9 protein-coding genes are annotated in these 7,151 nt (G+C 50.7%); 4 read left to right on the top strand and 5 right to left on the bottom strand.

Annotated elements, in window-relative coordinates:
* Positions 1 to 842: zinc-binding dehydrogenase (locus JMI88_RS05125; RefSeq protein WP_201360657.1), on the top strand; the 842-nt coding region annotated here is incomplete at its 5' end.
* 78 nt (positions 843 to 920) lie between these two features.
* Here JMI88_RS05125 and map read toward each other — a convergent pair.
* Both map and JMI88_RS05115 read right to left on the bottom strand, forming a co-directional pair.
* The gene (gene map, locus JMI88_RS05120) at positions 921 to 1,709 is read right to left on the bottom strand and encodes a type I methionyl aminopeptidase (protein ID WP_201360656.1); all 789 of its coding nucleotides are present in this window, start codon (positions 1,707 to 1,709) and stop codon (positions 921 to 923) included.
* A 27-nt stretch (positions 1,710 to 1,736) separates the two neighbouring features.
* Positions 1,737 to 2,054, bottom strand: a complete 318-nt coding sequence (locus JMI88_RS05115; RefSeq protein WP_201360655.1) for a helix-turn-helix domain-containing protein — start codon at positions 2,052 to 2,054, stop codon at positions 1,737 to 1,739.
* Positions 2,055 to 2,365: 311 nt separating this feature from the next.
* Here JMI88_RS05115 and JMI88_RS05110 point away from each other — a divergent pair, with 311 nt between their 5' ends.
* Both JMI88_RS05110 and JMI88_RS05105 read left to right on the top strand, forming a co-directional pair.
* Complete coding sequence (locus tag JMI88_RS05110; RefSeq protein WP_201360654.1) at positions 2,366 to 2,659, top strand: MoaD/ThiS family protein; 294 nt, start codon at positions 2,366 to 2,368, stop codon at positions 2,657 to 2,659.
* A 120-nt stretch (positions 2,660 to 2,779) separates the two neighbouring features.
* Positions 2,780 to 4,084 (top strand): MFS transporter, encoded by a 1,305-nt coding sequence (locus JMI88_RS05105; RefSeq protein WP_201360653.1) that lies wholly within the window; start codon positions 2,780 to 2,782, stop codon positions 4,082 to 4,084.
* Here the strand turns inward: JMI88_RS05105 and JMI88_RS05100 are convergent.
* Positions 4,081 to 4,539, bottom strand: coding sequence for a MerR family transcriptional regulator (locus JMI88_RS05100; protein WP_201360652.1), 459 nt, complete (start codon positions 4,537 to 4,539; stop codon positions 4,081 to 4,083). The two genes, JMI88_RS05105 and JMI88_RS05100, sit on opposite strands and share 4 nt — an antisense overlap.
* Before the next feature lie 132 nt (positions 4,540 to 4,671).
* Between JMI88_RS05100 and trxA the strand changes: the two genes are divergently transcribed.
* Positions 4,672 to 5,037: a thioredoxin gene (gene trxA, locus JMI88_RS05095; RefSeq protein WP_236022816.1), complete on the top strand. Its 366-nt coding sequence runs from the start codon at positions 4,672 to 4,674 to the stop codon at positions 5,035 to 5,037.
* A gap of 34 nt (positions 5,038 to 5,071) precedes the next feature.
* Here the strand turns inward: trxA and JMI88_RS05090 are convergent, their stop codons facing one another.
* Complete coding sequence (locus JMI88_RS05090) at positions 5,072 to 5,677, bottom strand: response regulator transcription factor (protein ID WP_201360651.1); 606 nt, start codon at positions 5,675 to 5,677, stop codon at positions 5,072 to 5,074.
* Positions 5,678 to 5,689: 12 nt separating this feature from the next.
* A complete protein-coding gene (locus tag JMI88_RS05085; protein WP_201360650.1) occupies positions 5,690 to 6,949 on the bottom strand; it encodes a sensor histidine kinase in 1,260 nt (419 codons plus the stop codon).
* Positions 6,950 to 7,151 lie beyond the last annotated feature (202 nt).

Here is a 7,151-nt window from a genome sequence, read left to right as displayed (position 1 = left end):
TCATTGAGCAGGTAGGGCCGGGCGTCCAGCGCTTTAAGGCAGGCGACCGGGTGGTGCTCTATCATATTGCCGGTTGCGGAGTCTGTCACAATTGTCGTAGTGGCTGGATGATTAGTTGTACTCAGGAGCAAAATGGACGGGCCGCTTATGGTTGGCAGCGCAATGGTGGACATGCCGAGTTTTTGTTGGCCGAAGAACGTACTCTGGTAGCTCTGCCCGATGAACTGACATATCTGGATGGGGCCATGGTCGCCTGTGGAGTAGGTACGGCTTATGCGGCCTGCGTGCGTGCTGGAGTATCGGGTCGGGATGCTGTGCTCGTAACTGGACTTGGACCTGTAGGGTTGGGCGTTGCCCTGCTCTGCCAGGCGATGGGCGCGCGCGTTGTCGGCGTGGAGTATGTATCCGAGCGTCGGGCACTGGCCCAGAAATTAGGCATTGAAGAAGTGGTTGGCCCTCAAGAGGGACATGAAGTGCTAGACCAACTGCAGGCTAAAACCAATGATGAAGGATTCGAGGTCGCCATCGATTGTTCCGGCAATGCAGATGCGCGCCACCTCTGTCTAGAGGCCGCCCGTGAATGGGGGCGTGTCGTCTATGTGGGAGAGGGAGGCACCGTCTCCTTTGCGCCTAGCCCGCTACTGATCCATAAACAACTCAGCCTCTTTGGTTCCTGGGTCTGTAGTATCCAGCAGATGGAAGAACTGGTCGAGCATCTGGTGCGCTGGAACCTGCATCCCGATGTGATGGTCACCCATCGCTTTACACTAGAGCAGGCACGCGAAGCCTATGAGACCTTTGATGGTGGCAAGACCGGCAAAGTCGCGATTGTCTGGGAATAACGTTTATAGTTTATCTCCGGTGTTCTGATGGAGCGCAGCCCAAGGTTCTCTATAACGGAGGGCTGCGCGAACGTATGTTTAGAGTACGGTTAACAGTTCAGGGGCGCCATCGGTGATGGCCAGGCTGTGTTCGTACTGGGCTGAGCGCTTGCGGTCAGCGGTAACGATAGTCCAGTGGTCCGCCAGAGTTTCGGCTTCATGGGTGCCAACGTTGATCATTGGCTCAATAGTGAAGACCATGCCTTTCTGGATACGCATTCTGGTGCCGGGACGACCAAAGTGAGGCACATTGGGATCTTCGTGTAGTGAACGGCCTACGCCATGCCCTACCAGGTCGCGGACGACCGAAAAGCCATGGGACTCTGCATAGGTTTGGATAGCTGCGCCGATATCGCCCAGGTGATTGCCGTGGCGAGCCTGTTCAATACCCAGTTCCATACATTTGCGTGTCACTTCCATCAAGCGCTGGGATTCTTCGTCAACGTTGCCAACAGCATAGGTCATGCAGGAATCACCGACCCAGCCATTGAGGACCACGCCGATATCAACGCCGATGATATCCCCATCCTGCAGCACCTGTTTCTCGCTGGGAATACCATGGCAGATAACTTCGTTGACCGAAGCACAAATCGTGCCAGGAAAAGGTGGAATAGCGGGGCGGCCATTGCCACCGGGATGTGCGCCATACCCTTTATATATTGGAATGGCATTGTGGCTACGAATATAGTCCTCGGCAATCTTGTCCAATTCGGCCGTGGTCGTCCCCGGTTTTACGTAGGGACGTAGCACTTCAAATGTCTGGGCCACCAGGCGCCCGGCTTCGCGTAATTTATCAATCTCTTTACGAGATTTGAGTAGAACTGCCATAATATCCTCTTTTTACATGTAAAACGGTCATGCATACGACGATTTCTGAGTAGTATCTCTGCCATATTCTGGATATTGCAGTGATGTCTCGCGCTCTGATGAGAACTCCCAGTTTAGAAGATCATCGGTTGTGACCCGAAAATAGCGGCTAAAGTAAGTGAGGAGATGATCAATCGTCGTATAGTCTATACGCTGGCTCTTTCCCGTGTGTAAAGCTGCGAGCACACTTAATGATACTCCGCTCTCATCGGCAAGTCGACGCAAACTCAACGCAGGTTCACCCAGTCTGGCCCGCTCAACATTTGCTTTAGCCAGCATCAGGCGTAGTTTGCAAGAAATGGTCATGATCAGCACCTCAATTTTATCAGTTCGACTTTTTCTGTATTCAGTATAGCAAACATTGTTGTGGCATGTCAATACAATGTATAGGTTTGTCCATACATTAGTAACAGATCGCAGGCGGAGCCTTGAAGGTACAACCAGTGTAGCTGGTGTAATTTTTAGGTACTTTTCGTTTATTTCGTTGGAGGCTTGCAATCTGGGGCGCTTGCTCGTATACTTGCACCAAGCCAGAGAGCGCATGTGTATATATCTGTGCTTTTTGTATGTAAATATCACCAAAAAAGCTATTGTTAGAACTGTTTAAAGGGGTGTCTATGAGCGATTCAGCAAAGGTGACCGCAACCCTGCGCCTACCCTCCACATTAAGTGCCTATAGCGGAGGCAAGAGCCAGATTACAGTTGAAGCAGAAACGGTTGAGCAACTGTTGAACGCTTTGCATAAAGAGCATCCTCTGGTCTGGGAACGGCTCTGTACTGAGCAAGGGGCCATCCGTGAACACGTGAGAATTTTTGTGAATAATCAACTCATCAGCGGAGATGAAGGCCTTAAAACAGTATTGAGTCCGGGACAAGAAGTAATTGTCTTGCCGACAACTTTCAATGCCTGATTTACCCTACTTCGATAAAAACTCATTGTGGTTTTAAAGGCTCAAAATGAAGAATGCCCATGGTATACTTAATAAGTATTTTCTATGGTTGTATTTTTCTGGCTAGAGTTGGGATTTTCAATGAGACTCAAATCACAAAAAGCTGTAAAGCCTCAGTCTACAGTTGATGCCTATCCCGTTGATACTGTTGCAGTTAACAAAGTCCCAGGTCAATGGAGCGTATTGCGCAATCGCAATTTCGCTCTCTTTTTTTGGGGCGAGTTGCTTTCTTCTACGGGCACCCAGATGCAGGTAGTAGCCGTTTCCTGGCAGGTCTATCAACTGACGCATTCGGCAGTCATGCTGGGCATTATTGGTCTGTTGCAGGCAATTCCACGCCTGATTTTTTCACTGCTTGGTGGAGTGCTGGCCGATACTTTTGATCGCCGCAAACTATTACTGATTGTCGAGGTGATCCTGGCGACAACTTCTGCCATTCTGGCGCTCTCTACCGCCTTCAAAATCATTAATATCGCTATTTTTTGTGGCGTTGTGCTGATTTCCGCCACCGTTTCGGCCTTTGAATTCCCCTCGCGACAATCGATGATTCCTTCGCTGGTGCCACCTGAGCAGATGACAAATGCAGTCTCGCTCAACACCGTTATGATGCAGGTAACGATGATTGGTGGTTCCACACTGGGCGGACTGGCTATTGCCCAGATCGGAGTCGTTAACACGTACTGGTTAGATGTCTTTTCCTATTGTATCGTCATCGGCTCATTGCTATTAATGGTTGTTCCACGTATTCCGCTGGAGAAACGTGCCCAGGCTGGTTGGAGTGGTATGCGAGATGGTATTCACTTTTTGCGCACTCACCCGCTCCTGCTAGCAGTCCTCTCGTTGGATTTCTTTGCTACTCTCTTTGGTTCGCCAAAAGCGCTTCTGCCTGTCTACGCCAGTGATATTTTGCATGTCGGACCGCAGGGTCTGGGTATCTTACTCGGCTCGATTTCTTTTGGTGCCATAGCGCTGACACCGTTGACCGGTAAGATCAGCCGTATTACGCGTCAGGGAATGGGAGTTGTCCTGGCGATCATAGGTTGGGGAATTTGCATCATCCTATTTGGTGTTGCCCCTGGACCACTATGGTTGTCCGCCCTGCTACTGGCTGGTGCAGGTGCTGCCGACATGGTCAGTATGGTATTGCGCCACCTGCTGGTGCAATTGACGACCCCCGATGAGTTTCGCGGCCGTATGGGAGCAGTAATGGCGATGTTCGTGGTTGGTGGTCCGATGCTCGGGCAATTTGAGTCTGGCCTGGTGGCCGGTTTAACGACAACACAGTTCTCCGTGATCAGTGGTGGCGTTGCCTGTATGGTTTCTACTCTGATTATCGCCGCCCTGGTCCCCAGTCTGTTTAAAGTCAAGGTCAGCGCAACCAGTTAAGGTTCTGCATGACCGCCGGGGTGGAGCACATTTAATCGAAGCTGTCCCGACTGTTGGGTTGATGCATGACAATTTGTGAGCACACAATTGATACAATCCGATAGATTGGGACAGTTGCAGCGCAGCCCCTGGACCAGCATATGTTTGATATGCGTGGCCTGCTGTATCAGCGCATCGACTTCAACCAGCTTCTGGCGGGCCACGGTTTGCCAGTAATCTGCCAGCGGCGTCTCCTCCCCTCGCTGCTCAAAAAGAAACTGGATCTCGGTTAGCGAAAATCCCAATTTCTGTGCTACCTGAATGAAGGCCAGGTGATCTAATACCGCTGGATCATAGCGCCGCTGTCCACTGATCCGGCGTGGCGCTGGCAAGACATTGATGCTCTCATAATAGCGAATTGCAGATGGGCGCAGCCCGACCTTTTTAGCGACCTGGCTGATAGTCAGTTCTTCCATGCTGAAAAATATTCCTCAATGTAGGCTTGACTTCAAGTCAACTTGAACATGTACACTTCTGCTATTGTAGACTTTTTGAGAGAAAAGCTGCAAGTATCGTGATAGTGACAATGCTTAAAAAGGAAAAAAGCTATGCAGGTAAATGATGTGATCAGCACACATGAGAATCTGTTTATCGTTGGCGACCAGGATTTTGCAGAGAAGGTGCTTCAATCCCCGTTGCCCGTGATTGTGGACTTCTGGGCGGCGTGGTGTCCCCCGTGCCGCAATCTGGACCCGGTCTACCAGCAACTCAGCCAGCAGTATGCGAGTAAATTGCGTTTTGCCAGGCTAGATTGCGATCAGCATACGCAGGTCCCTGCACATTATCGGGTGCAAGGAATGCCAACCTTGATTGTATTCCACAATGGCCGAGAAATCGCTCGCTATATTGGACCCCAGCCACGGCGTCTGCAGCACCTTATTGATCAGACTCTGGCCGAACATGGTTGTGTTTGAGTTGCAGACTGTGTTCTCATAGTGCTATTGCAGTTTAAAGCCAGCCCTTTTGTTCGGCTATTCTCGCCGCTTCGATGCGATTGTGGGCACCAATTTTTTGGATAGCAACGGAAAGGTAGTTACGAACGGTGCCCTCAGAGAGAAAGAGTCTGGTGGCTATTTCAGCCACGCTGGCTCCCTGGGCGGCTGCTGCCAGTACATGGCGTTCGCGATCAGTGAGTGGATTGTGGCCATCGCTTAGAGCGGCCATGGCTAATGTTGGGTCGACCACACGTTCTCCACTCATGGCGCGACGGATTGCGGTAGCAAGTTGGGCGGAAGGTGCATCTTTAAGCAAAAAGCCAACCACGCCGCTCTGCATGGCCTGGCGCAGGTAGCCGGGACGACCAAAGGTAGTTAATATTAAGATGCGGCAGGCGGGTAGCTCTTTGTGGAGAGCAGCCGCAGCCGCAATGCCATCACAGCCAGGCATTTCGATATCGAGCAAAGCGACATCTGGTAGTGACATTTTCGCAGCCTCAACCACCTCATCTCCCCGCCCAACTTCTGTCACAATCTCGATATCTCCCTCCAATGTCAATAAAGCCGCCAGTGCACCTCGGACCATGGCTTGATCCTCTGCCAGTAGAACACGAATCATGCTACGCTGCTCCTACCTTTCGTCGTTGTTAGATGAGTGATGGCCGGGATCAGTGATGGACCCGGACGTTTTTTGAATTGTGGGGACCGAAATAGAGAGGCGGAAATGCCCGTTGCTTTCAAGACCAGCGCTAAAAGTTCCTCCCAATGTCTCTACACGTTCGGCCAGGCCACGCAAGCCGTGACCAGAATTAGTGTTTGGGCTAACCACTGGTGCATCGTATCCGCAATCATTGAGAATCTCGAGCAGTATGTTCTGTTCCTCGCGTATAAGCTGGAGACTACAGTTTCTTGCCTGCCCATGGCGGATCACATTTGTAATTCCCTCGCGGACGGCCCAGGCCAACACCGTTTCACTGGTAGAAGGCAATCTATCCAGATAGACTTTATCGCCGCTATAATGATAATTGATGCCCGCAGCAGCCAGTATCTCCTGTGCGCCCTCTAACTCACTGGCAAGTGTAGGCTGGCGATAGTTGGAGACGGCTTCACGTACCTCTTGCAGTGTAGTTCGCGCCACTTGCTCGATGTCTTGAATCTCAACAGCCGCTCGACCTGGAGCGACCATCAGCAGGCGACCAGCCAATTCGCTTTTGAGCGTGATCAAAGAGAGATTATGTCCCAGTAGATCATGCAGGTCACGAGCAATGCGTAGCCGCTCGTTCATTACAGCCAGGCGAGCGATCTCCTCGCGAGCAGCTCGTAACTCGTGACTGATTACAATCGCTCGCACCAGACCTATCACCACGACTCCAACGAACAGCATAACAATCATCGACCTTCCGATATCTGTCCAGATAAAATGCAGAAGTAGGCCGAGGAGAGCATCCAACACCAATAGTCCAAGGATAATCTGTAAGGCACGTACAGGCTTAAAGGCGCTGCCAACATAGGCACTGGTCAGAATAAAGAAATCCAGCCAGTCCGCGGGATCACGTTGCATCAGGGTTGGAAGTAGCAAGCAGAGTCCACTCATCAACGCAACCAATAACCATGACTTAAGCTGACGGGTTGAGGATTGCGGGGCCTGGTCAACTATATGCTGAACGCTGCGCCAGGTGCCCCAGAGATAAGCAGCAAAGAAAAGGGTGACTCCAGGTATGATGACGATGAGTAGAGACCAGGCCATATGTATTTGATAGAGCGCCAGTAGGCCTGGTATAAAAAAGAAGATCCAGATGAACCAGAGAGACCACAAAAGATATGGTGAGAGGCGCTGGGTTGGAGACGATGTGCCAGCAGGCTTCGTTGCATCAGGCCAAATATAGTTCAACTTTGTCCGCCTTTCTTGTTTACTATCCAACTGCAGTTGGACAAAGCCTATACTCTTTAGTTTAGCTCATAAGTAGTAATGCGCTCCTATTCTACAATAAAACCACGTCTATAACCAATACTAATTCATTATGTATATCATTGAATTCTTATTGGTCATCGAATGTCAGTCTTGCTTTAGAATGTACTCTGGAACCTGTCCC

The organism is Dictyobacter formicarum (genome assembly GCF_016587435.1).
This window is presented reverse-complemented; position numbering and strand designations above follow the sequence as displayed.